The organism is Phytohabitans sp. LJ34 (genome assembly GCF_052068095.1).
GTDB lineage: Bacteria > Actinomycetota > Actinomycetes > Mycobacteriales > Micromonosporaceae > Phytohabitans.
This window is the reverse complement of record NZ_JBQHDG010000035.1, coordinates 19,509-41,473: the sequence shown is the minus strand read 5'-3', so window position 1 is coordinate 41,473 and position 21,965 is coordinate 19,509. Positions and strand designations below refer to the sequence as shown.

Genomic DNA, 21,965 nt, shown 5'->3' with positions numbered 1-21,965 from the left:
CCCCTGCGAGGATCGGATGAGGTGAGGGCAACCTAGCCAATTGGGCAGGTATTCACCAGGTGACCGCCGTCGGCGACCGCCGGGCGCTGGACCCGGTCCCGCTCGTCATCCAGCAGCGTCCAGTGCTCGACCAGCTCATCGAGATCCAGCGATCGCGCCATGGCCGGAGATCCTTGCGCACCCAACCCCGGACCCCGGAGAGCGGGATTACCTGAAGGACGCCGGGTAGCGCTGACCAGTGCGATCACTGTCGTCTGCGGCTGGTGACACGTTTCTTACCGGCACCCCTGGTCCGAAACTCACGAACACCGACTCGTGATCCAAAACGATGGATCCCGAAATCGCGAACAGGTGGAGCCCACAGTTCGCGGCGATTGGAGAGTTGGAGCTAGCGGAGGACAGCGGCGATGTGGGTCTCGACAGTGCGGGCGGAGATTTGCCAGCCGCGTACCGATCTCCTTGTCAGTGTGCCAGCGGCGACGAGGCGCAGCACGTCGCGTTCGCGGAAGGTGAGTTGGTCGAGTTGCGGGTCGAGGCCTGGGCGGACGCCGCATTCCCTCACCGACGCCCGCGTGCGGGAGACGTACACCGGCGACACGATCGGTTCATCACTTTCGGGGATGCCAGCAGCCGCCCGGCAATGGAAGCGTCTAAGAGAGTGTTGGGTTACTGGGTGATCACGTGACGTCGCACTGGGGCGGTGAAGACCGGAGTGGTGGGCGTGTTGGTGCGCCAATGAGAGCGTCGTCCCCGTCAAGATCCTGTGTTTGTGGACAACGTGAATGTCGGCGGGGACGGCGCCGGGATAGCCTACCCCTGCGTGTTGACCGACCAGATGTGGCAGGTCATCTCGGCTGTCCTGCCTGAGCGGGACCCGGCTCGTGGTGGCCGGCCGCGCAAGTACGGTCACCGGCTGATCATCGACACGATCCTGTACGTGCTGGTGGCCGGATGCGCCTGGCGGCTGGTCCCGCGCGATCTGGCACCGTGGGACGCGGCCTACCGCTGGTTTCGCCGCTGGAGCGCATTGGGGGTCTGAGACAAGATCCACCACGCTCTGCGTGAACAGGTCCGCCGGGCGGAAGGCCGCGATTCGGAACCAACCGCGGCGGTCTTGGACTCCCAGACTGCCCGGTCCGCCTGCGGCGGTGAGCAGATCGGCTACGACGCCGGCAAACGAACCCGAGGCCGCAAGCGGCACCTGCTGGTGGACACCTGTGGCTTGCTACTGATCTGCGTGGCTCATCTGGGTCGACGGCGGCTACGTCAACAGCGTCGACGCCAGCCTTGTCGGCTGGGCCGACCACGAACTCGGTATCCGGTTGGAAGTCGTCAGACGCAACGATGACCTCAAAGGCTTCCACGTCCTACCCCGCCGTTGGGTGGTCGAGCGCACTCTCGGCTGGCTGACCCGCTGCCGGCGGCTGTGCCGCGACCACGAACGCACCATCGCCCACGCCGAAGACTTCGTCAAACTCGCCATGATCCGACTCATGGCCGCCCGCCTGGCCGGGCAGCAAACCCGCTACCGCAACATCCGACCGCAGGCCGTCTGAAACCGGCTGTGATGAGCTCGCCTTACCGGCCGTGGGATTGGTCGCCGCGCAGGGTGGTGATGATGCTCGTGATCGTGGCAACAGGCTTGCCGTCGCTGCGGATAACCTCGCACGTGTAGTGGGTGATGGTGCGGCCGGCGTGGGCAGGGCGGGCGGTGGCGCGCAGCGTGTCCTGCCAGACCGGGCGCAGGAACACCGCCCGCAGGTCGATGCTGGTGAACGTCTCGTCAGGGCCGACGACGGTGGAGTGGGCGGTGCCGATAGCGGCGTCGGCGAGCTCGACGATCAGGCCCCCGTGCACGGTGCCCTGCTGGTTGCCATGGACCGCCGGATCAGCGTCGATCTCCACCGTCGCCGTTCCGAGGTCGACCTCGACCAGCCGGAGGCCGAGGGTACGCGAAATCGCTGTCGGGTAACGGAATCGGCACTGCTCGGTCCCGGTGGCGGTGCCGGCGATCTGCCGGCGCAGAAGCTCAAGAACCGGCAGCTGGCGACCTCTGACAATCATGAGACGGCACGCTACGGACCACTGGTTAGGACAATCAAGAAATTGTCCTCGGTACAGTCAGCCACATGCGGTCCTACCAGGAAGTCGCCAACGCGCTCGCGGCACAGATCCATGACGGGCATCTGGCACCGGGGCAGCGGCTGCCCACCCATCGGCGGCTCGCCGCGCAGTGGGGCATCGCGGTGGCGACCGCCACCCGGGCGATGGCGGAACTGAAACGGATCGGTCTGGTCGTCGGTGAACCCGGTCGGGGCACCTTCGTCCGCGACCAGACGGTGAGGCTGGTGCCGGCCGAGTACGGACCCGGCGCGGACACCGTCTGGGCGGACCTGTCATTGACCCAACCACTGTCGCCGCCTCGGGCGCGACTGCTGCGCTCGGCGCTGCGACAGCTCGCCGCGGCCGGCGACCTGGACGCGCTGCTGCGGCAGCAGCCACCCGGCGGCCGGCCTCAAGACCGGGCGGTCACCGCCGCGTTCCTGGCCACTCACCGGATCGACGCCGACCCGGACCGGGTCTTCCTGACCGGCGGCGCCCAGCACGGGCTCGACCTGGTCGCCCGCGCGGTGCTGGCCCCCGGGGACGCGGTCGCGGTGGATGCGCTCACCTATCCCGGGTTCAAACTGATCGCCCAGACCCACCGGCTCAAGCTGATACCCATCCCCGCCGGCGGGGAAGGCCCCGACCTCGCCGGGCTGGCGCAGCTGTGCCGGCGACGGCGAATCCGCGCCATCTATACGATGCCGACACTGCACAACCCGCTCGGCTGGGTTCTCGACTCGTCATCCCGCCAGCGGCTGGTCGCCGTCGCCCGCGACCACGACCTGGTCCTGATCGAGGACGCCGCATACGCATTCCTCGCCCACCCGGCACCGCCACCACTGGTCACGCTGGCCCCGGAGCGCACCTTCTGGGTCTCCAGCCTGTCCAAGAGCGTGGCCGCCGGCCTGCGCTTCGGCATCCTCGTCACACCCGTCCCAGCCCGGCCCGTGATCGCACACGCGCTACGGGCGAACATGGCCAGCCTGCCCGGCCTCGTCACCGCCCTCGCGGTGCGGTGGCTGGGCGACGGCACGGTCACCGCGCTCGAGGCGGCCAGCCGACACGCTGCCGAACAGCATCAGAGCGTGCTACGCCGCCAGCTCGGTGACCTCCCGGTGACCGCCCACCCCAGGTCGTACTTCGCCTGGCTAGCCATCGACCCAGAACAGCGGATGGACCGGGTCGCCGCCGAACTTTCCCGCCGCGGGATCCGCATCAGCACCGCCGACACGTTCGCCACCACCACCCATGCCCCACACGCAATCCGGATCGCATTGGGAACACCGACCCCGACGGAACTCCCGGCAGCGCTCGCCGCCCTCCGCGAGGCACTGAACACCGTACAGATCTGACGCGTAACGAGAGCCAAGACGAACAGCTCGAACTGGCCAGAGAACCACACCTGCGTTCCCAACCAGTGCGTCACGTGATCAGCCGGTAACCCAACACTCTCTAAGCCAAGCCGTAGGCGTGTTCGAGAATACCGTGCCGAAATGGCTCGCATAGCGGATACCAGTGGCTTGCCACTCGTCGAAACCCACGGCTGGCCCAAGACCGCATCCGTCGGTAGATCTTGACTGACACGTCCTCCACTTGTGAGTGCCAGCAGGGCCACAGTCGGCATACGGGTCTGGGAGCACGGGCGGATGAGATGGACACTCCTGGAAAGGGATCACCGGAGCAAGGCGCCGCTGACTCGTGCCGTGCGTTCGTCCCTCAAGTGCGGCAACAGGTCAGCTGGGAGCGGTCGGCTGCCGCGGGCGGTATTCAGATGTGGCACTCGCCCCCGTCTCGCGGCGTTAACCTGAGATCTTTTCGGAATCGGCCACGGATGGGTACTGTCCCCGCCGGTGATCTTCAGTGCGGGTGGGTGGAGGAAACGATGGACCTGAGTACTGGCCGGCGCGGCTTCCTGGTGGGAACGGGCCTCGCCAGCGCCGGCGCCGTCCTGGGCCACGGCACGGCCGCGGCCGGCGCGCCCCGGGCCCGCGAGCCGCGGGACGGCTACGTCTGGCTGGCCGGTGACCATCACATCCACACCCAGTACAGCAACGACGCCATGTACCCGGTCGCCACCCAGGTGGAGCGTGCCGCCACCTACGGGCTCGACTGGCTGGTCGTCACCGACCACGGCAACGTCCCGTTCGCCACCTACAGCATTCCGCCGCTCGTGGCCGACATCGTCGCGGCGAGAAGGACATATCGCGACGACGTCCTGGTCTTCACCGGCCTGGAGTGGAACATCCCCGCCGGTGAGCACACCACGCTGATACTGGCCCCGGGCCCCAACGAGGCGTCCCTGCTCCAGGAGTTCGTCGACCGTTATGACGCCCGGGTCAACGGCACCCGCAACGGCACCCCGGAGAACGAGGCCATCGCCCTGCAGGCACTCACGTTTCTCAAGGACGCGGTGGCCAACGGCCGGATCGCCGACGCGCTGGTACTACCGAACCACCCGTCCAGGCTGGGCATCAACTCCCCTTCGGAGACCCGCAACTGGCGTGACGCCGCGCCCGGCATCGTCATCGGCATGGAAGGCGCCCCCGGCCACCAGGCGGCCGGCCTGCCCGCGCCGGGTATGGCACGCGGACGCGGCCTGTACGACTCCGCTCCCGGCACCTGGTCGTTCCCCGGCTATCCGGCCGAAAGCTACCGCACCTGGGGTGGGTTCGACTGGATGACGGCCACCGTCGGCGGGCTGTGGGACAGCCTCCTCGCCGAGGGCAAGCCCTGGTGGATCACCACCACGTCCGACGGTCATCAGGGCTGCGGCGACTGGGTCAAGAATCCGGTCGACCCACTCAACCAAACCGGGTACGACAGCATCCCGTACGACAGCGACGGACACACGTTCAACAACACCGGCCGGTTTCCCGACCCGGTCGACTCCGGCCGTCCGATCATCGAGTACAGCTCCTTCCCGCCCGGTGCCTACAACAAGACCTGGGTTGGCGCCACCGGGTACGGCTACCGTCAGGTGATGCAGGCCATGCGGGCCGGCCGGATGTGGGTATGCCTCGGCGACCTCATCGCCGGTCTGGACCTGCGCCTTCGCCCAGGCGGCTCGCGCCAGCCCGGAGTGCCGATGGGCGGCACCCTGAAGACGCGGGCCGGCCGCACCGCCGAGGTGGTGATCCGGATCGACCTGGCCGCCCATGCCAACTTCGCCGGACTGATGCCGGTACTCGCCAGGGTCGACCTGATCGTCGGCAGGATCACCGGACCCGCCGCCGACCGCTCCACCTTCCGCGCCCCGGATACCAAGGTCGTCAAGTCCTGGAACATCGACAAGCGGGCCGGCACCGTCGAGCTCGTCCACGAGATCGCCGTCGACGGGCCGTTCTACATCCGGGTACGTGGCACCGACGGCAAGCGCGGCGCTCCTGGCTACTTCGGCGCCGGTGTCGACCCGGCCGGACCCGCCCTCGACGTCATCGGCGAGGCCAATCCCTGGGAAGACCTGTGGTTCTACTCCAATCCCGTCTTCGCCACGACGCAGTGACGGAGTCCGGCGGGTCGACGAGCGTCACGTCGTTCGGGTCCGATTGAGTACTCGGGACAGCAACGGCTGGACCTGGGGCGGCGGAACACTGATCATGTGGTGGGGCACGGATGCATTCCCTCATCGCGGATCCACGTGAATGGTTGAGACGTGTCGAACACTGCTAAATCGCCGGCACGGAACACTGCCTGGCCATCGCCCTGCGCAGAGCTCATCCGCCCGTCCAAGCTCATGATTTGCGCCACCACTTCTGGCCGGACTCGGGCCGCGGTCTCCGCGTCCGGGACCCGGCCGCCGCCACTGCCCATCAGATCGCCCGCTGGGCAACGGCGAGCGAACCCCGACTCCGCCACAGGACGTAGCGAGCGGATCGCGGCTACTTGAGAGTGCGCTGAAGTTCTCGATGTCGTGGTTGTGCGGTCAGATCACCTGAAGGCGTTCGCCACCGATTTCGACGACGTCCCCGCGATGGAGCTGCCGCCCCCGACGCAGTTCGGCCTCACCGTTGACCGCAACCTCGCCCGCGACGATGGCGGATTTGGCTTCACCACCCGATTCGATGACGCCGGCCAGCTTGAGGAACTGGCCCAGCCGAATCATGTCGTCGCGGATCGGAACGTCTCTCATCGCTGCATCATCGGCCCTGCGAGGTGGACCAGTCCACCGCGACTCGCGGCTACTTATCCGCGCACACGATCTTGGTGTGGTGGCCGGGCGAGGTTAGCCGCGTCGTGTGCCTTCCTCTGCGGCCTTGTCGATTTGTTGGGTGACGTGGCAGGCGATGTCGCGGAGCACGTTGACCTGCTGCTCGGTGAGTCCGTCGATGACGTAGCGCCGCACCGCCGCGACGTGGCCCGGTGCCGCGGCGACCACGACATCCCACCCGGCGTCGGTCAGTACGGCCCTGGTGTAGCGAGGGTTTTCCGGGTCCGGCTCGCGGCGCAGCAGGTCCCGCTGCTCCAGGCGTTTGACGACGTTCGACAGCCGAGACAGCGAGCTGCCGATGTGGCCGGCCAGGTCGCTGAGGCGCTGTGTTCGGCCCGGTGTCATCGAAAGGTTGCTGAGCACGAAGTAGTCGAACAGGGTCAGCCTGCTGTCTCGTAGCAGCTGCGCGTCGAGCGCGCCGGGCAGGTTGAAGACGAGCTTGGCCAGGGCGATCCAAGCGTCGCGCTCACAGTCGGTCAGCCACCGCGGTTCGTCCGGCACGCTACCCAGCCTACGACGTGACTTCAGCCGTGAAGTGAGGCATGTCGCACCAGGTTCAAGATTGAAGTGTAATCGGATAGGTTCGACTTCAAGCTTGAACCTCATCCTTAGGAGTGGTCGTGACCCTGTTCCGGCTGGATGCCAGCATCCGTACCCACGGCTCCGCGAGCCGCGAGATCGCGGACATCGTCGAGGAAGAGTGGCTCGCCGCCCACCCGGGCGACCGGGTCGAGCACCGCCACATCGGCGTCGACACCCTGCCCGCGACCGCCTGGGCAGCGGCGGTCACTGCCGGCATGACCGCACCGCAGGAACGCACCGCCGAACAGCGGGACGCCGTCACACTCGCCGCGACGCTGGTGGACGAACTGCTGTCCGCGGACGCGATCCTGTTCGCCGTGCCGCTCTACAACTACGGTGTCTCCCAACACTTCAAGACGTACATCGACGTCGTCTGCACCGACCCGCGAGCGTCTGGCACACCGTTCCTGGCCGGCAAGCCGGTGGTGCTGGCCACCGTCCGCGGCGGCGCATACGGCGGCGGCACCCCGCGGGAGGGCTGGGATCACTCCACCCCATACCTGCGGCGCATCCTCGCCGACTGCTGGGGCGCCCACCTGTCCGTCGTCGAGCGGGAGTTCACCCTCGTCGGCGTCAACCCCGCCCTGGACCCATTCACCGAGCAGGCCTCGCAGATGCACGCCGGCGCCCTACTGGCAGCCCGCGAGGCCGGCCGCGCACTCGGCACGCTGCCCATACCCGCCTGAGAGCCGGCCAACCATTACCGGTGACGATGGCGGCCGGGCACGACCACGTAGCCCGGTGGGAACGACACCTCGACATCCACGACGGCTTGGTCAGCCTCGCCCGCGTCCTGATCTGCTGGTGCCGACTGACCAACTGGACGACCCAGTGATCGTTATAAGAGTTCTCAGTGCCGAGGTAGTTGGTCGGGGGCCAGAGACTTCCGCTTCTGGCCCCGGGCCGGCGCCGCGGCGTGAATCGGCGAGATGCTCGACGAGCCACACACCCGCGCAGTGCTCCACGCACTGCTACACACGATTTCCAGCACGACCCGACCAACGCCACTGTGGCTACCCGGGCAGCAAGATCCCAGCCGAACCGGATCCTGAACAAGGCCAGCCCTCACAACGCAGCTAATACCCGTAGATCATCTTGTAGGCCACCTCGGGTAGGAACTGCCCGGCGCTGGATCCGCCGCCGACGCCGCAATTGCCGTCGGATTCGCCCGGCGTCTTGAGCCATAGCAGCATCTCCGCGCCGCCGCCCATCTGGCTCGGCGTGCCGATCCGGCGGCCGCTCGGGTTGCACCATTCACCGTTTGAGCCGTTGCCGTTGCGGCTGGTGTCGATCACATATGGCTTGCTGTACCCGAACCGCTGAAGCGCGGCAGCGACCCGGTTGCCGTAGTTGGTGTTCTCGCCGGTGGTGAAGTAGTTCGACACGTTGAGCGCGAAGCCGCGCGCGTTGGCCACACCGGCCATGTGGAGGCGCTGTGCCATCGTCTGTGCGTCGACCCAACCGGGATTGCCGGCGTCGACGTAGGCCCACGTATTGGGCGCCTTGGACCGGAACTGACCGACGGCGCGGGACAGCATGCCCACGCGGTCGTTGATCTGCGCCTGGCTCATGCAGTTGAAGTCGCCTAGGGAGTCCGGTTCGAGAACCACCACGGCGGGACGGCTGCCGATGGCGGAGGCGAAGGAGGCGATCCACGAGTCGTAGGCGGCGACGCTGCCGGCACCGCCACCGGAGTGGCCGCCGCAGGCATCCCGGCCGGGAAGGTTGTAGGCGACCAGCAGCGGCAGCTTGTCGACGGCGTCGGCGGCCCCGACATAGTTTCTGACCGCGCTGCCGATGTCGCCGCTCCAGTTGCCGAACCAGCTGGCCATCGGCTTCTGCGCGATCTGGGTGCGGATCGCGGCGGCGCGTCCGTCACCGGGATTGGCGGCCGCCCACGTGGCGGGGCTGGAGTTGGGGTTGACGTAGAACCCGCTGGTCTGGCTGACCGGATCCGCGTAGGCAGCCGGCGCGCCGAGCAGGACCGCGGGAGCCGCCAAGGCCAGCGCGGCAGCAAGCACCCGAGGACGGGTCAGTCGTTTCATGGGCGTGTCTCCTCGTACGTGGGGGACCTTGGCGGGCGTCGACCCGTAAAGCTGGAAGCGCTTCCAGTCGGCTACATCTATATATATCTATCCGATGGTCAGTAAGAAGCGGGCGAAAGTCAAGAGATGCGTCGCCTTACCCCCTTCTCAGGGGAGACCCACCGTGAGGTTTCCTGGGACCGCTTCCAGTTCCCACGTTCCGTTCCGGGTCGAAGGTGACGGCTCGGTGAAGCACATCGACGCTGTCGTCACCGATCGATACGATCGATCAGCGATAACGGCGCCGCCGGTGGTAACGCCTGCCCGACGTCGGACAGGAAGGACTCGGCATCGCGATGGCAGCGCAGAAGCCTCGACGGCAGCCCACCCTCGACGAGGTGGCCGAACGGGCTGGCGTGTCACGGTCCGCCGCGTCCCGGGTCATCAACAAGGCACCCCACGTCAGCCGCGCCACACGCGATGCCGTCGAGCGGGCCGTCAAGGAGATGGGCTACCTGCCCAACCGAACCGCCCGTGCCCTGGCCACTCAGCAGACCGGAATCGTCGCCCTCGCGGTCTCCCATGACGATCCACAGTTGTTCGCCGACCCGTTCTTCGCCCAAGTCATCGTCGGCGTGTCCGCAGCGCTCGAGGAGACCGACCTCCACCTGCTGCTGTGCCTTGCCAGCTCGCGCCGGGGCCGGTCCCGACTGACCAACCTCCTGCACACACGCGGCGTCGACGGCATCATGCTAATGGCCTTGAAAGGCGACGATCCGTTGACCCACATCGTGCGCCGGACCGGCCTGCCCGCGGTGTACGGCGGCCGGCCGCTGAACTTCGAGCCGCAGTGGTACGTCGACTCCGACAACCTCGGCGGGGCGCGGCTCGCCACCGAGCACCTCATCGGGCTCGGTCGAACCCGGATCGCCACCATCACCGGGCAGATGTCCACCGACGTCGGCCGAGCCCGCCACCGCGGCTACATCGAAGCGATGATCATGGCAGGTCTCACCCCGTACGGGACAGCGGAGGGCGACTTCACCGAGGCCAGCGGCGCCGTGGCGATGAAAACACTGCTCGACCGCCACCCCGACCTCGACGCCGTATTCGCCGCTAGCGACAACATGGCGGCCAGCGCCCTGCGCGTGCTGGGCGAGACCGGCCGGACCGTGCCGACCGACGTAGCGGTGGTGGGCTTCGACGATCTCGGCGTAGCCGAACGAACCGATCCGCCGTTGACCACGATCCACCAGCCGATCCAAGCACTGGGGAAGGAGATGACCCGGATGCTCATCGGACTGATCGCAGGGCAGGAACCTACGTCCATCATCCTGCCCACAAAATTGGTGCTGCGCGACTCCGCATGACGCACTGGCTCAACGGCCCTCGACTGGCGGGGCCTCCCAGCCAGAGGCGAACCACCGGACCGCCCCTGTCGCCGGCCGTACGACCGCCTATGCGGCCTGGCCCAATTCAGGCAACCGCCCGACCAGCGGCAGATCCGGACGCCAAGATCAAGGGCTCGCTCGCCATCAGCACGCCGCCGAAGCCGCGCGCGACCAGCGGCATGAGCGTGCACGTGATCTTGTCGCCAGCACCGCGCGGATCGCGGCAGATCCGGATGCCCCCGGCGGACATTGGGCTAGCGTCGCCCAACCGTCGTCCAGTCGGTCGCTGAGGGTGGGACGAGCTCACCGGCTTCGTAGCGGTCGATCCGCCGATGGATCTCAGGCAGGTCCGAGACAGGAAAGCAGACCTGCATCAACCGCATCGCGAAACTCGACGCTATCGTCTCGTCGAACATCGCCAGGTCCATCGGTTTGACACTGACGTCCCAGGCATGCGGGGCAGCCCAGTGAGTCATCCTTACGTAAAACGCGTCGCGTGGGCCGGCCTGCGCGACAGCGGTCAGGAACCGGAGGCCGTCCTGGATCGGAAGGTCGATGAAAGCCCATCCCTTGCGGGACTCCACGTATGCAGCCATGTGAGGCAACAGGTCCACCCAGTCCGCGTTGCTCTCACCGGCGTCCTGGCAGCTGGTGAACGTCTGAAACCCGTTACGCCACAACGCCTCGACCAGTGGTGCCAGCATCTCATCAATGTCGGCGCTCCGGTCACCGACACGTACGGTGCGCACCGGGTGGACATTGGTCGGGTCCGTCATGCACAGCAGGTTACTCGATCATCAACTGCGTGAACGGTCGCAGTGTCTTCCGCAGTTCAGTGCGCGCACATCGGCATGAGAGGGCGTCCGGGTCGGCCGTCGTGCGCGATTCCGATCAACACAACAGCCAAGGGCTATAGGACGAGGACCGCCTACGCCCGCTCGACGGCGCTGCGCTCGACGCAGAACAGGTTGCCCTCCAGGTCGGCCATCGTCATCCAACCCCGTGCCGTCGGGCTTGCGGTGATCCTCGTGCTCGGTAGCGACGATCTCCACCGTGTCGGTGCTCGGGGCGGGAGCCGGGTCTGCGGTGCTGTGCCGCAGGTACGCCCCATCTTGCAACACATGGATCGTGGACAGGACAGGAGTCCGTTACACAGCACGACTGGTGTAATCGTCGGCGAGTTGGCGACACAAGTAACGGTGTACCCGTTGACGATAGTCAGGAGAGTCTATGCCCGTGCTGCGAGAGCGCGGCGAAGGCTGGTTCACCGCCTCATATTCCGCTCACTATCCGCAGGTCGCTCGTTACGTGCTGCGTCGGCTCGCTGACCCGGACGCCGCGGCGGAGTTGGCGCAGGAGGTTTTTGTCATCGCTTGGCGCCGCCGTGCCGAGGTGCCCGATCGTCAGCTGCCTTGGTTGTACGGCGTGGCGCGCCGCGTGCTTGCGAACCATTGGCGTGCTCGTCAAGCCACGCCGGTGCGGGTAGACGAGGAGCAACTGTCCATCGCGGTCGACGAGCACAGCGTGGCCGATCGGCTGACCGATATTCGCCGGGCGCTGGCCACCCTCTCGGAGGCCGACCAGGAGTTGCTGCGCCTGATCGGTTGGGAGGAGCTTTCGCTCGCCGAGGCCGCCGCCGTCCTCGGTTGCAGCCGAGCCACCGCGGCCGTCCGGTTGCACCGCGCGCGGGGGCGGTTGGCCCGCGCCATCGAAGCGCCGACCACGCCGGCCGCTCGCGTGCCGGTATCGAAGCATCTGGAACGACAGCAGAGAAGGAACAACCATGTTTGACACCAGCAGCACCAAGGCGCTCCTCGGCCCGACGGATCCGGCGCGTGGCGTGCGGATCCCCCCGCCGCGCGCGCAGGCCGCCGACATCATCGCCCTCGCCGAGGCGACCGCCGCCATCGTGGCACCGTCCGGCGTCCGGCGCCGCCGCATCCTCGTCCCGGTCGCGGCCGGGGTCGCCGCCGCTGGTCTCGTCGCGACCGGCCTGGTCGCCAGCGGACTGACCGGCGCGGATCCGTCCAGCGTCACGGCCGGCGAGACGACCGGACCGACGCCCACCCGGACGGTTGTACCGACGCCAACGCTCGGGCCCGTTATCCGGCCCGTAGGGTTCCAGATCGACCAGCGGCCACCCGCCGCGGGCGACCAGCTGCGTGCCCTCGCCGCGCAACTGGCACCCGGCCGGTGCGACACCACCACGGGCAAGTACACCTTTGTACACACCATCGGGTGGAACGCCGTCTTCGACGACCTGCCCAACGGCAAGGCACAGCGGATCATCCCCAGTGAGAGGCGGGAGTGGAGCGCCCCCGACGGCTCCGCCCGGATCCGCACCACCGTTCTGCCGACGGTGTATCCGAACGAGGAGTCGTATCGGTACTTCCAGAGGCATCCGGTCGAGCCGACCGCCACCCACACGACGGTCGAGGACGTCGACGCCCCGCCAGCGGCCGAGCGAGACCGAGCGAAACCGCCGCTGCCGACCGACCCGGCCGAGATCGCCAAGCGCATCGACGACCAGAACCCGTTCCGCACGGTGCGCGACTGGTCCAGCAACTACCCGGTTCCCCTCGCCACGCGGGCCGAACTGCTGCGCATCCTCGCGAAGACGCCGGGTGTCGTCTGGCGAGGTGAGGCCACCGACCGCGCCGGCCGCAAGGGTGTGGCGGTGAGCCTCGACAACGGCGAGATCGAGAACGTGCTCATCTTCGACCCGCGTACCGCAGAAATGCTCGCCTGGGACGAGATCGAGCAGCCCACCGACACGGTCGCAGGCGCGACGCTGGTCCTCGGCTGCGAACACACCGACCAGTTCGGCTGAACCGACACCGCCGGATTGCCCGCCGGAGCCTGGAGCAGTGCACACTGCTCCAGGCTCCGGCGGGCTTTGTCTACTGTGGAGAGAATTCGCTGTAATCGTTGCCATCGCTTCGACACAGGTATATGCGTAGGCATCTCGGTCGAGTCCCACAGGGCCTGGTCGTGCCAGTTGGCGGAAGGCCATCGGCTGCGGCGGACCAACGCAGTCCGTCGAGCCGAATCCCGGTCAGGTCGATCCCGAGCAGGTCGCCCAGGCGCCGGCCCACCCCAACTGCTCGGCGGAACAGGTCCGACAACCACGACCTCTCCCCTACCTGGCTGCGACACAGCAGTCCTTCTCAGCCGACCACAACGCCGACCGGCAGGAATCCAACGTTGGGGCCATCGACCGCCGGATAAACAGATGCATAAGCCCGTGACACCGGCAACACCGCCGAACGTGGCCTGGCCCCGGCTCTTCGAGGCGCTGCCGGAACAGACGCTCAAACAGGTGGCCGAGGCGCGCAACCAACTCGACACGGCGGCGCGCCTGTGCTTAAGTCTGGGGGTCTCCGCATTGGCATCGGCCGTCCTCCTCCTCAGGCATGGCTGGTGGCTGCTCACGCCTGCCGTCATGATCCTGCTTGCAGCAATCGCGTACCGGGCTGCAGTGGCAGCCGCTGGGGTCTACGGGACTGCGGTCTGCGCCGCATTCGATGTGCATCGACTCAAGCTGCTACAGCTCATGCACATCGATCTGCCGCAGAACCTCAGTGAGGAACGGGAGCTCAACGAGACGTTGACGACCTTGTGGGAGCGTGCGACGATCCCGAGCGCCGAGATCAAGTACTCACGCACCGACACGGACGTCGGACTGTATCATCAATGATCATGGTCGGATCAACGTGACACCTGATCCGATCACCAGACTCTCCACTATCAGAATCGGCTTCGAAGGGTCGGTCTCCACGGTCGAAAGCCGATTACGGCTCCGGCCGAGGATGTTCCGGCTGCTCATCTCGATGCGCCAACCTTGAGGCACGACGACGTCAACCGCGCTGCCGAACGCCGTGATCTCAAGCCTGGCCTCTTTCAACCCGTCTGGCTTGGGTAGCTCGACCGCACATCCGCTTAGCACCGACACCAACTGGGCCAGTGACCTCTCGTGGTGCGGCCACGAAATCTTCCGCGATTCGGCGATCGATGTCATTCGCCCAGCCACCGGGGAGTCCGCCGCCTTGCGTCTGTTGGCTGCCGCAAACCCTAGAAACCCCGCCCCAGCCATGCACGCCAGAAGCGGCAAGATGAACCGGTCCATCGATGACGGAACGACACCCGTCGTCCGCAGCGCCAGCGCACCACCGAGGATGGTCATCGCCAGGGGCACCAGCAACGCCGGTCGGTGCGAGGCAAGTCGGATCAAGCCGCCAACTCCAAACAGAACCAGCACGATGGGCCACCACATCGCGATCAGATGCGGCACGTTGGCGGACGGCACCAACCGATCTACAAACAGCAGGGCGCCCAAGATCAATAGACCGGCGCCGATCCATAGCCGCATGCCCGTACATGGCCGAGAGTGAACCACTAGACCGCCGCCCGGTGCCCATGACGCGCCGCTGATGGAGACGGATGCCTGCGAGATGCCGGCAGCCGTCCGGTTCCTACCGAAGTTCACGGCGGCCTTCAAGTTCAACTACCCGTTCACGCCGTCGCTGTGGTCGCCGTTCGACGGGATCTCGCAGGCCTGGAGCGCCCAGATCAAGGCCATGCTGCCCCGTTGGACGCGTTCCGGCCGTTGCTGGCAACGGTCGAGCGGCTGCGGGAGATGCTGCCGCCGAACTGGCGGGACCCGGCCCTGGACGGCCCGCGGCTCAGCACCTTCATCGAGCGCCGCGTCGGGGGCTGGCCTCGGATTTGGATGGATGGTGGGGTGGCGGTTGAGCGTGGACGCGTTCTGCGCTATCTCTCGTGCGGTGTACTCACCTGTGCGGCTGGAAGTGGTGTTGGGCGATATAGTCAGCGACGGCCTGGCCGAGTTCGGCGCCGTTGACGTCGGCGGTGCGGAAGTGGATGCCGCCCCAGATGCGTGCTTCGATGACTTCGGCGGTGGCTTGGGAGAAGCTGCGAAAGTGCCTTGTGGTGCCGGTGTCGACGCTGTCGGCGCTGAACGGGATCCGGTCGGTGCCGAAGAACAACCGGTAGGCGGCCATCCGGGCGCTGGTGCCGCAGGTGTTTCCGGACGGGTAGTCGGGCTGGGCCGGGGTGACCAGCAGTGGCGTCCAATTCGGGTCCGCCTGAGTACGCGGGTTGCCGTCGGTGTCGGCCAGTTGGACAGCGGTTACCGGCCGCCAGAAGCTGAAGTGTTCCCGGTCGTTGTTGCAAGCGACGGCGGCGTCCGTGGCGGTGATGTCGTCCATGGCGAACATGCGTGCGGTCTGCAGCACGCTCAGCCGTTGGCTGGTGGCCAGCTGCCGTTTGATCTCCCAGTTGGGGGACTTTCGGTCGTGCCACCATCGTGCGGCGTCGGTCTGGTCGGCGGTCCGGGTCGTGCTGGTCGCCGAGCCGACCCGCTGGATCTCGTTGAGGTCACGGGCGTAGGCGCGGCTGGACAACGCGGGCGGCCCCTGCGTACGGAACATCGCCGGATTGGGGATCAGGAACGGTTTCATGTAAGCGAACCAAGCCCCGGAATTGGCGAAAGCCGGCGGGGTGGGCCGCCACTCGCCCGGCTCGGTGCCGACCGACCACATCTGGTCCCCGAACGCCCCATCATCCTGCCGTGCCGCGATCATCGCGGCCGCGGCCTGCTCACCGACCGCGATCCCGCCCCGTTTGGCCCGGCCGTCCGCGATCCCGGCCAGCCACAGCTCGTACTGCGCCTGTAGCCGCTGCTGCTGCTCGGGGAACAGGGCCTGCAGCACCCGGTGCGCGGCGGCACCGACCGCGGCGTCCGTGGACTCGAACCCCCAGGCCCGCGGCGCGACCAGGTACGGCTGATACGGCGTCCCGGCGATCGCGTTCACCGCGTCGTAGACCGCACCACTGACCATCGCGAAACTGCGCCCCGCCACCTGCGCCGGCTGCTGACCGGCAACATCCCAAATCGCCGTCTGCGCATACCCATCCCACACCACGGCCGCGTTGACCGAAGCACCCGAAGCGGACACCGGACCTACCGGCGACGCGACCGCGACCGGCACCACCAGCGCGAGCATCGCGGCGACCGCCACCCCACGAGCGCAGCGGCGCGACCGATCCTGACCTGCCATGACTGACCTCCCCAGGCTGGCATGCCGATCACTACCACCGAACCCCGAATCGCCAAGATCGGTCTATCTCGACCGGCGCTGAAGCGACCGTAACAGGGAACCATCACACCAACAATGCAACGAACTTGATCGATATGATCCGGCCCTAAAGTCGATTACAGGGCCAACCTCACGCCACAAGACAACGACACGGCAACCCGACCCTCTCGCGCCTACCGAATTCGGCGAGATCGCGCACCAACCCGGGCCAACCCTTCATCACTCTGCTCGCACGCGGGCGCCACGGCCGCGAGGTCAGGCTGCGCCGCACCCAGCGCGGCGACGCGCTGGTCGACCTAATGTCCTGAGGGTGGGCCACGTCTTGAAGCCCTCGACATCATCCGGCCACCCCGGGACCTGGTCCCAACCGGCGCGACGAATGCTGAGACCCAACCGGGCCACCCTCGGCAGCCGCGAGATCTCTTGGTCCGATTCAGTGTCGCTGCTGGGAGATTCCTCTAAGCGGTCATCGATGTCATCGAGCACAGCACCGTCGGCAGCTGTGCCGATTAGCCCGCAGCCAACCGCAGCTCGACGAGTACGGCCTGAGGAATCTCGCCGCCGGAGCCCGGCTCGACCGCGACGAACGCGTTTGGCGGCACCTCCCACGTGCGTTCGCCGTCCGGCAGCTCGGCGGTCGCCTCGATCGGCTTGTCACCGCCGCGGATGCCGAACGTGGCGGGCACCTCGAGCGTCAGAAAACCCGCCGTGCCCCGCGTGCGGAAGCAGTAGTAGACGCCGTACGGCTCGGCTTCGAGTGCCTTTTCGACCTGGATCTGGCCGGTGGCACATTGTCCCTCGTCATAGGTGCGCGAGGTGACAAAGACGATGTGCCCGTCGCCCTTGAAGACCTTCAGGCCGTGCTCGGCCAGGATCCGCTCGGCGCCCGGGTGGGTGAAGTCTTCCACGGCCGGGGTTTGCGTATCGGCCACCTCCCGGGCCGCCGAACCGGCGCCGGGCAGGACGAGCACGGAGGCGGCCACCACCGTCGCCGCGCCAAGCCATGGCATGATCTTCCGCTTCGTCACCGTGCTCCCCCGCCCACGTTATTCACCGGCCTGCATACGCACGACCTCGTCGGTCAACTTGGCCACGAGATCGCGAAGCTTTTGCGCGTAGCCGCGCTGGTACTCGTCGCCGCTGTGCTCGTGCTTGCTGATCAGCTCTTGTGCGGCACGTAGCAGCGTGGTGGCGACCGGCACGCGATCGGCCTCCGGCAGCAGCGACAGCGTCAGCCCCGGCTGGACCCGGTAGTACTCGATCTGCTCGCGACGCTCCGGCGGGGCGACGCGTATCGCCTCGTCGATGAGCTGGCGGTAGCCCCAGCCGTTCGTGTACCAGGTGACGGTGTCGGAGACGCCGATCGAGCCAGCCATGTCAGTCTCCCACGAGCTTGATCTTGTTTTGCTCTGCCCGACTCAACGAGTCGAAGAACGTGAAGATCTCGTCGAGTTGGCTCGAGTTCGCACCGGTCACATCCAGCACGACGAAGTCGAGCCCTTGCTTGTCGATGTGCCGGCGGAACTGGTCGAAGTACTGCTGCGGATTCCAGTGCTCGTAGGCACCGGGCTGCCCGAACGCATCGTAGGTGCGACGGTAGTCGTCGACGTAGTCGTACGCGTCGTCGGTCGACTCGTGCAGCTTGCGGCCGGTGAAGGAGCGGTCGTTGAGCAGCCGGCCCGCGGTCGCCTGCTCCGCGTCGCTCAGGCGGGTCGCGCCCGGAATGGCCACGCAAGGCGGGTCTTCGTTGTGGGTCAGGACCGCGGTGCCGCCGGCCACCACGTAGTACGTGTGGTAGTCGGCCACCGTCAAGTTGTGGACGCGGGTGGTGACCTGGCGGGTGGTAACCGCGACGATCCCCACGGACGTGCCGCCCGCGCCGCCGACCCGGACGCCGGCTAGGAGCGTGGCCGCCGGCACCCAGGAGCGGAGCTGCGGCACCCAGAACTGGTGGCTGTCGGTGGCCGACAGGGTCGCGGTGCGGGAGCCCCGGCCGCCGTCGACGTCGATACGGATGTCGACGATGGTCTTGGCGCCGTAGCTGCTGCGTGTCGCCGTCGTGGACTTCGCCGCGGTGACGCCCACGACCGGCTGAGTGGCGACGACCCGGTCGCCGGCGCTGACTTTCTCGATGGGCACGGTGCGTCCGCCGGCCAGCAGTACCGGGGTGCCCGGCACGAAGCTGCTGGGACGCTTGCAGGCCCGGGCCAGGTCTTCGGCGAGGTTGACGGCGCCGCGCAGCTTGTCGGCCATCCGGCCGCCCTTGGCCGCGGTGGCGACCCAGCCGAGGAACGGGACCATCGCGCCGATCGAGAGCAGCCCGCCGACCCAATCGCCTCGGCCGAACGAGATCGCGGCGTCGATGCCGTCGCACACCTCGCCGGCGCCGGGGACCAAGCCGCACGCCATGAGCACGAGCTGGAGCATGTCGAGGACGAGGTCCGGGTTTTCCTCGACGAACGTCAGGATGTCGTCGAGCATCTGGCAGCCGGGCGAGGCGCTGTTGGCCGGCGAGGAGCACCGGGCCGGGTTGATCAGCGTCTGCGCGAAGTCGCCGTAGACCTTCAGGCACTCGGAGGTCATCGACGTGGGCTGCACAAGGCATCCCCAGGTGCGGTGGGCGTCGTTGGCGGTGCCGGTGCCGCCCGGACCGCTGCCCGGCTCGGTGCTGCGCTGCCGCTGCTCCCACTCGCGGAGCCTGGCGGCGTAGATGTCGGCCGCCTCCTTGGCCGCCATGTTGGCCGCCACGGCGTCCCGGCCCGCCGCGTTGGCCGCCTCACGCGCGGCCCGCTTGGCCTCCTGCGCGGCCTTGGCGTCGGCGCTGGCACGCTGTGCGGCCGCGGATGCGGTGGCCGCGGACCGCGCGGCGGAGTTCGCGCTGGCCTGGGCCGCGTTGGCCGCGTTTCGGGCGACCGCCGCCGACTGCGCCGCCTCGTCCGCCGAGCGCTTGGCGGCGGCTGCCGACGCCTGCGCGGCCGCCGCGTGCTGGGCCGCCTGGTTGGCCGAGGCGGCCGCCTGGTTGGCCCACTGCCGCGCCTCTTCGGCGGCGTTACGGGCCACCGCCGCCACCCGGTTGGCCTCGGCGGCGTCGGCGAGGGCGGTCTGGGCGTACTGCTGAGTCTGGCGAATCAGCGCCCGGACCGACTCCACGTGCGTGGCCTGCTCCAGGTCACGCTGTGCGGCCTGGTAGCGCCCGGCGGCCAGGAAGTACGACACGTACGACGCGGGGCCGGCGAGCGCGACCTGACCGGCGGCCTTGACCTCCGGGCCACCGCTGTCGATCACGCGGAACGCCTCGAGGCGCTCGTCCGCGGTGCGTGCCACGTGCTGGCCGCTGCGCAGGAACTGGTGCGCGTCGGCGGGCGTGCCGGCCAGCGCCCGCTCGGCGGCGGCCTTCAGGTTGGGGCCGGGGTTGGCGCCGAGGATGGTGTAGATCGCGCGCCGGTCGTTGGCCGCTTTGCCCGTGTAGTTGCGGGTGCGCAGGAACGTGGCCACCGCGGCGTCGTCACCGGCGAGCGCGGTCTGCGCCGCCGTCTTCTCCGGCCCGTCCGGCAGCGTGTCGACCAGGTGCCACAGTCGGGACCGGTTGTCCTGGGCGACCGCGAAACGCCGCCCGTCAGTCAGCCACGACCGCAGCTCGACCTCGCCGCCGGCCAGTGCTTCCCGGGCCGCTTCCTTGGTCCAGTCGCCGCCGGTGGAAAGCAGCGCCAACGCCGCCCGCCGGCCCTGGTCGAGCACCACCTCGGTCGACGCGCCGGCCGCCGTGGCCTGGTCAAGGAGGACCCGCGTGGCCGGGTCGACCCGCTGTTCCTCCTCGGTGTCCCAAAGCAGCTTACGGTTCCACGCGGTGTACTCGCCGGCGTCCGCGTCGGCGGCCTGCTCGGCGGCGAGGGCGTCCTGTGCCGCCTTGACGCCCTGTTCGGTGTACTCGGCGAGCCGCGCCTCGTCTTCCTGGCGGGCCAGCTGCTCCAGCGTCACAGCCTGGTTGGCCGCCGACACGGCGACGTTGGCGGCGTCTACGGCGGCGGCCGCGTGCTTGGCCGACTCCTCCGCCGCCTTCTCCGCGATGCCCGCCTGCTCGGCTGCGGTGTCCGCCGCCGCGGCCGCCCGCTCGGCGTGCGTAGCCGCCTGCTCAGCGAACCGGAAAGCCTCGTCCGACGCCTGCGCGGCGGCCTGCGCCAGCGAGTACGCCCGGTTGGCCGCCCGCGCGGCGGCGGCCGCCTCCCGTTGCGCGGTGGCCGCCGCGTTACGCGCCCGCTGTGCCTGCGCCTGCGATACACCCGCCTGCCGGCTCGCGTCATCGGCCGCCGCGGCGGCCGCGTCGGCGTTGGCGCTGGCGCTGCGGGCCGCGTCGGTCGCCGCCTTCGCCTGGGCCAGGGCGCGGTCCCGCTCCGCTCGGACCTCTTGCAGCTCGCGCGCCTTGCGCGCCGCGTCTCGGGCCGCCTCCGCCGCCGCCCGCGCCGCGGCCGCCTTGCCCGCGTCGGTACGGGCGTCCGCCGCCGCGCGCTGTGCCCGCGAGGCCGCCTGCGCGGTCAGCGACGCCGCGGCCGTCGCCCGCCGTGCCCCGTCGGCCGCGATCCGCGCCGCGCGCATCGCCGCATTGGAGGCAGCCACCGCCTCCCGCGCCGCCTGCGCCGCGCCGGCCGCCGCGTCCGCGGCCCGACCGGCCGCCGCCGACGCCTTCGCCGCGGCGCCGCCGGCCGCGCGGGCCTCCGCGGCCGCGGTCTGTGCCGCCTTCTTCGCCTCCAGCGACGCGTTCACCGCGCGGGCCGACGCCTCCGCCGCTGCCAGCGACTCGCGGGAGGTGATCTCACCGGCCTGCTTGGCCTGCTCGGTCAGGCTCCGGATGGACGCCAGCTCCTGGTCGCGGGCGCGGGCCACGAACTGCCCGTAGACCAGGAACTCGCGTAACTCCTGCGCCGTGCCGGCCAGCGCACGCTGTGCCGCGGCGTCGAGCACCGGGCCGCTGTTGTTGGCACCGCCCGTGAGCATGGTCGTGGCGGCCAGCCGGTCGTCTGCCAGCTCGGCGACCTTGCGGCCGGAGGCCAGGAACCGCGACCAGTCTTCCGCCGTGCCGGCCAAAGCCGCGGTGGCTGCCGCCTTTGTGTGCGGGCCGCCGGACTCCCAGGCCCGGAAGACGCGCAGCCGCTCGTCAGCGCTCCAGGACTGCTTCCATCCGCTGTTGACGAAAGTGCGGAGCCCTTCGGGGGAGCCGTCGAGTGCCCGCAGCGCGGCCTCGCGGGTCGCGGGACCGTCGAGACCGGCCAGCACCTGCGCCGCCGCCCGCTCGTCGGCCTGCTGGGCGGCTGCCCGGCCGGTGTCGAGGAAGGACTGGAGATCCTGCTCGGAACCGAGTAGCGCGACCTCGGCCGCCCGCCGCACCGAGGGACCGCCGGACAGCATTGCCTCGACCGCCAGGCGCCGGTTGGTGTCGGCGGACAGCGCCGCCTCGGCCCGGCCGGGTGCGACCAACAACCCCGCACCGACCACAGCGACCACCGCCGCGGACAGGACACCTCTGACCCTTAACCGCATG

22 protein-coding genes are annotated in these 21,965 nt (G+C 68.7%); 10 read left to right on the top strand and 12 right to left on the bottom strand.

Going from position 1 to position 21,965, the window contains the following annotated elements; translation table 11 throughout:
- Positions 1-32: 32 nt before the first annotated feature.
- Together ACTMTJ_RS41865 and ACTMTJ_RS41860 are read right to left on the bottom strand one after the other, a co-directional pair.
- Positions 33-161, bottom strand: coding sequence for a hypothetical protein (locus ACTMTJ_RS41865; protein ID WP_441224326.1), 129 nt, complete (start codon positions 159-161; stop codon positions 33-35).
- 227 nt (positions 162-388) lie between these two features.
- A complete protein-coding gene (locus ACTMTJ_RS41860) occupies positions 389-589 on the bottom strand; it encodes a LuxR C-terminal-related transcriptional regulator (protein WP_441224325.1) in 201 nt (66 codons plus the stop codon).
- 231 nt (positions 590-820) lie between these two features.
- On the opposite strand from ACTMTJ_RS41860, the gene ACTMTJ_RS41855 reads away from it, so the two are divergent.
- Complete coding sequence (locus ACTMTJ_RS41855) at positions 821-1,039, top strand: transposase (protein WP_441224324.1); 219 nt, start codon at positions 821-823, stop codon at positions 1,037-1,039.
- A gap of 205 nt (positions 1,040-1,244) precedes the next feature.
- On the top strand, positions 1,245-1,556 hold the full coding sequence (locus ACTMTJ_RS41850) for a transposase (RefSeq protein WP_441224359.1): 312 nt from the start codon (positions 1,245-1,247) through the stop codon (positions 1,554-1,556).
- 22 nt (positions 1,557-1,578) lie between these two features.
- Here the strand turns inward: ACTMTJ_RS41850 and ACTMTJ_RS41845 are convergent, their stop codons facing one another.
- On the bottom strand, positions 1,579-2,064 hold the full coding sequence (locus ACTMTJ_RS41845; protein WP_441224323.1) for a PaaI family thioesterase: 486 nt from the start codon (positions 2,062-2,064) through the stop codon (positions 1,579-1,581).
- A gap of 65 nt (positions 2,065-2,129) precedes the next feature.
- On the opposite strand from ACTMTJ_RS41845, the gene ACTMTJ_RS41840 reads away from it, so the two are divergent.
- Both ACTMTJ_RS41840 and ACTMTJ_RS41835 read left to right on the top strand, forming a co-directional pair.
- Positions 2,130-3,458, top strand: a complete 1,329-nt coding sequence (locus ACTMTJ_RS41840) for a PLP-dependent aminotransferase family protein (protein ID WP_441224322.1) — start codon at positions 2,130-2,132, stop codon at positions 3,456-3,458.
- 530 nt (positions 3,459-3,988) lie between these two features.
- Positions 3,989-5,608 carry a PHP domain-containing protein gene (locus ACTMTJ_RS41835; protein WP_441224321.1) on the top strand — a complete coding sequence of 540 codons (1,620 nt, stop codon included), beginning with the start codon at positions 3,989-3,991 and terminating at the stop codon, positions 5,606-5,608.
- A 420-nt stretch (positions 5,609-6,028) separates the two neighbouring features.
- On the opposite strand, the gene ACTMTJ_RS41830 is transcribed toward ACTMTJ_RS41835, so the two are convergent.
- Together ACTMTJ_RS41830 and ACTMTJ_RS41825 are read right to left on the bottom strand one after the other, a co-directional pair.
- Complete coding sequence (locus ACTMTJ_RS41830; protein WP_441224320.1) at positions 6,029-6,235, bottom strand: RNA-binding S4 domain-containing protein; 207 nt, start codon at positions 6,233-6,235, stop codon at positions 6,029-6,031.
- A 93-nt stretch (positions 6,236-6,328) separates the two neighbouring features.
- A complete protein-coding gene (locus ACTMTJ_RS41825) occupies positions 6,329-6,814 on the bottom strand; it encodes a MarR family winged helix-turn-helix transcriptional regulator (RefSeq protein ID WP_441224319.1) in 486 nt (161 codons plus the stop codon).
- A gap of 119 nt (positions 6,815-6,933) precedes the next feature.
- Between ACTMTJ_RS41825 and ACTMTJ_RS41820 the strand changes: the two genes are divergently transcribed.
- Together ACTMTJ_RS41820 and ACTMTJ_RS41815 are read left to right on the top strand one after the other, a co-directional pair.
- Positions 6,934-7,581: an FMN-dependent NADH-azoreductase gene (locus ACTMTJ_RS41820; protein WP_441224318.1), complete on the top strand. Its 648-nt coding sequence runs from the start codon at positions 6,934-6,936 to the stop codon at positions 7,579-7,581.
- 20 nt (positions 7,582-7,601) lie between these two features.
- Complete coding sequence (locus ACTMTJ_RS41815) at positions 7,602-7,730, top strand: hypothetical protein (protein WP_441224317.1); 129 nt, start codon at positions 7,602-7,604, stop codon at positions 7,728-7,730.
- Positions 7,731-7,971: 241 nt separating this feature from the next.
- On the opposite strand, the gene ACTMTJ_RS41810 is transcribed toward ACTMTJ_RS41815, so the two are convergent.
- Positions 7,972-8,940 (bottom strand): glycoside hydrolase family 6 protein, encoded by a 969-nt coding sequence (locus ACTMTJ_RS41810; protein ID WP_441224316.1) that lies wholly within the window; start codon positions 8,938-8,940, stop codon positions 7,972-7,974.
- A 335-nt stretch (positions 8,941-9,275) separates the two neighbouring features.
- Between ACTMTJ_RS41810 and ACTMTJ_RS41805 the strand changes: the two genes are divergently transcribed.
- The gene (locus ACTMTJ_RS41805; RefSeq protein WP_441224315.1) at positions 9,276-10,289 is read left to right on the top strand and encodes a LacI family DNA-binding transcriptional regulator; all 1,014 of its coding nucleotides are present in this window, start codon (positions 9,276-9,278) and stop codon (positions 10,287-10,289) included.
- 275 nt (positions 10,290-10,564) lie between these two features.
- Here the strand turns inward: ACTMTJ_RS41805 and ACTMTJ_RS41800 are convergent, their stop codons facing one another.
- Complete coding sequence (locus tag ACTMTJ_RS41800; RefSeq protein WP_441224314.1) at positions 10,565-11,086, bottom strand: hypothetical protein; 522 nt, start codon at positions 11,084-11,086, stop codon at positions 10,565-10,567.
- Positions 11,087-11,540: 454 nt separating this feature from the next.
- Between ACTMTJ_RS41800 and ACTMTJ_RS41795 the strand changes: the two genes are divergently transcribed.
- The 3 genes from ACTMTJ_RS41795 (at position 11,541) to ACTMTJ_RS41785 (ending at position 14,007) form a co-directional block, all read left to right on the top strand.
- On the top strand, positions 11,541-12,101 hold the full coding sequence (locus tag ACTMTJ_RS41795) for an RNA polymerase sigma factor (RefSeq protein ID WP_441224313.1): 561 nt from the start codon (positions 11,541-11,543) through the stop codon (positions 12,099-12,101).
- The gene (locus tag ACTMTJ_RS41790; protein ID WP_441224312.1) at positions 12,094-13,140 is read left to right on the top strand and encodes a CU044_5270 family protein; all 1,047 of its coding nucleotides are present in this window, start codon (positions 12,094-12,096) and stop codon (positions 13,138-13,140) included. The genes ACTMTJ_RS41795 and ACTMTJ_RS41790 overlap by 8 nt, the downstream gene beginning before the upstream one ends.
- Positions 13,141-13,542: 402 nt before the next feature.
- The gene (locus tag ACTMTJ_RS41785; RefSeq protein ID WP_441224311.1) at positions 13,543-14,007 is read left to right on the top strand and encodes a hypothetical protein; all 465 of its coding nucleotides are present in this window, start codon (positions 13,543-13,545) and stop codon (positions 14,005-14,007) included.
- Here ACTMTJ_RS41785 and ACTMTJ_RS41780 read toward each other — a convergent pair whose 3' ends face one another.
- The 5 genes from ACTMTJ_RS41780 to ACTMTJ_RS41760 form a co-directional block, all read right to left on the bottom strand.
- The gene (locus ACTMTJ_RS41780) at positions 14,008-14,679 is read right to left on the bottom strand and encodes a LiaF transmembrane domain-containing protein (RefSeq protein ID WP_441224310.1); all 672 of its coding nucleotides are present in this window, start codon (positions 14,677-14,679) and stop codon (positions 14,008-14,010) included. It abuts the gene before it with no gap.
- A 421-nt stretch (positions 14,680-15,100) separates the two neighbouring features.
- Positions 15,101-16,390 carry a vanadium-dependent haloperoxidase gene (locus ACTMTJ_RS41775; RefSeq protein WP_441224309.1) on the bottom strand — a complete coding sequence of 430 codons (1,290 nt, stop codon included), beginning with the start codon at positions 16,388-16,390 and terminating at the stop codon, positions 15,101-15,103.
- A 548-nt stretch (positions 16,391-16,938) separates the two neighbouring features.
- Complete coding sequence (locus tag ACTMTJ_RS41770; RefSeq protein ID WP_441224308.1) at positions 16,939-17,457, bottom strand: hypothetical protein; 519 nt, start codon at positions 17,455-17,457, stop codon at positions 16,939-16,941.
- An 18-nt stretch (positions 17,458-17,475) separates the two neighbouring features.
- Positions 17,476-17,805 (bottom strand): hypothetical protein, encoded by a 330-nt coding sequence (locus ACTMTJ_RS41765; protein WP_441224307.1) that lies wholly within the window; start codon positions 17,803-17,805, stop codon positions 17,476-17,478.
- A 1-nt stretch (position 17,806) separates the two neighbouring features.
- Complete coding sequence (locus ACTMTJ_RS41760; protein WP_441224306.1) at positions 17,807-21,964, bottom strand: polymorphic toxin-type HINT domain-containing protein; 4,158 nt, start codon at positions 21,962-21,964, stop codon at positions 17,807-17,809.
- Between the last annotated feature and the right edge of the window lies 1 nt (position 21,965).